Annotated in this window: 3 protein-coding genes and 1 pseudogene; 3 read left to right on the top strand and 1 reads right to left on the bottom strand. The window is 28.9% G+C overall.

What is annotated here, in order from left to right:
- From DMC01_RS12335 to DMC01_RS12345, 3 genes are all read left to right on the top strand, one after another.
- Window positions 1-217 (top strand): hypothetical protein (locus DMC01_RS12335; protein WP_142694481.1); only part of this gene is annotated, 217 nt, incomplete at its 5' end.
- A 1-nt stretch (window position 218) separates the two neighbouring features.
- Window positions 219-989, top strand: coding sequence for a type VI secretion system amidase effector protein Tae4 (locus DMC01_RS12340; protein ID WP_142694482.1), 771 nt, complete (start codon window positions 219-221; stop codon window positions 987-989).
- 9 nt (window positions 990-998) lie between these two features.
- Window positions 999-1,412: a hypothetical protein gene (locus tag DMC01_RS12345; RefSeq protein ID WP_142694484.1), complete on the top strand. Its 414-nt coding sequence runs from the start codon at window positions 999-1,001 to the stop codon at window positions 1,410-1,412.
- Window positions 1,413-1,782: 370 nt separating this feature from the next.
- Here the strand turns inward: DMC01_RS12345 and DMC01_RS12350 are convergent.
- Window positions 1,783-1,891, bottom strand: a pseudogene (locus DMC01_RS12350) (IS1595 family transposase); the annotation flags it as partial.

A 1,891-nucleotide genomic window follows, 5' to 3' on the forward strand; every position in this document is an offset into this window, starting at 1 on the left:
TTTTAGCTATGGAAAGGAAATGATAAGATTAGAGGGCGATGATTCAAGACATAGCTCTGATTTAAATTTACATATAAAAACGAGTGGATATGAGGATGGTGAGGAGGTGGAAATAGGGTTTAAAACAAAAAATGGTACTTTTGACTTAAAAGTGAATATAGAAAATAATCAAGCATTAGTAAAAAATATTACAAATATAATAAAATATAGGAATTAAAATGAGTGAAATATTAACTGCTACTTGTAAAGACAAAGCTATAAATATAGAATGCAAAAGACCAGGTTGGGAAAGTGTAAGAAAGGCATACGCAAAGATAAATGAAATTTTTAAAAATGTATATTTGCAATATTATAACAAAGCCATAAATACACAGACACAAGCATTAGAAGCATTGGAATTGGCAAATAAACACGGTGCTGAAGCTATTTTTAAACATATAGGTGGAGGATTATACAATGAATTTTTAAGCAATGAAGCACTAATCGAAAAGCAAAAAATACAAGGAATTAAGCCCAATGAAGTGCGAAGACATACACTGAATTCTTGTGCATTGCGTATTAGTTATGCGCTCAATTATAGTTACTTGCTTGATAGCCAATATTTGATAAAAAATAAAAAATTACCCATTGATATAGGAAAATGTCAATATGAAAATAAAAGATTTTATGGAGCTGATGGCAATTTATATTATTTGGGAATTTATGGTGTAAGAAACTTTTTAACACTAAATTGGGGCAATAGCGACAAACCATATAATATCATAACTTTTTCAGATGCAAGTCAAGCTAAAAAGTTTTATAATGAAAAGTTTAGTAAATTTAGTAAAAATGGCATTGTGGTCATGAGAATTAAAGGGTTTAGTGATGCGGGAGGGCATACTACTTTGTGGAATGGTGCAAATAAAATGTTTGAAGATTCTGAAATAAGCAACAATTATTTAAGTGGCAAGTATGAAGTAAAAGATTTTCAATTTTGGGAACTTGTGTAAAAAATAAGAATGAAAAAATCAATATATTTTATTATCTTAGTTTTTTGTTTGCTAAATGCAGAGGAACAGAATGAGGTTTTTATGGATCATTATAGGAAAGTAGCGGAGCTTTCTTGGTTAGGCTTATCTTATTGTATGGGGATAGGCGATAAAAATGAAATCAAACAAGAACTTCACGAGTTATCACTTGATCCCACAGACAATAGAGTAAAAATAATGGATTCAAATTCAGCATTTAAAGATTTGCAAGCATATATTGATGAGGAAAGGGAAGTTTATGAAATCAGTAAGGATAATGCAAAATTAAGCTACAAAGATTTTAAGGCTTGCATAAAAATGTTTTATTATGGCACAGGATATGGCTCAAACTATAATTTTAAGGTTGAACAAATAATAAAAAAACACTGCAAGGACTGCAAGTAAATTCACATAAATTTAGCATAGAGTTTATGTACATTGAAAGAGTGTGTAAAATAAGTGAGCTTTGCTAAAATTCTATTTATAAAATTTGAAGATGAGAAAGGCAAAGATGTCAACTAAGCCAAACACAGCCTACACCATAATGCCAAACAAAGCCTACATCCTACAAACTACCTTAAAGCCAAATAGAATTTACAGTTGCTTTGGAATAAAAATAAGGGTTAAATAAGAGGTGGATATTTTTAGCAATGAGGGAAACAATAATGGCAAGTTTGAAATTTACATAAATAATATAAATTTAGTGGGCAAGTTTAAAATTCAAGTTTGAAATTCACCTAAGTGGTATAAATTTAAAGGCGATTGATACTTTTAGCTAAAATTTTATAGGATTTTTCCTAATCAATTTTAACAAAATTTTATACAAATTTTCATTTTTAACTTTAACATTATATCTAAATTCAGTTTCCTTTAAGTGCAAATAG

Source organism: Campylobacter troglodytis, from assembly GCF_006864425.1.
GTDB classification, from domain to species: Bacteria; Campylobacterota; Campylobacteria; order Campylobacterales; family Campylobacteraceae; genus Campylobacter_D; species Campylobacter_D troglodytis.

Bases quoted from the DNA above. Each gene is read 5' to 3' on its own strand.
- DMC01_RS12340 (WP_142694482.1), top strand. From the start codon at position 219: ATGAGTGAAATATTAACTGCTACTTGTAAAGACAAAGCTATAAATATA.
- DMC01_RS12345 (WP_142694484.1), top strand. From the start codon at position 999: ATGAAAAAATCAATATATTTTATTATCTTAGTTTTTTGTTTGCTAAAT.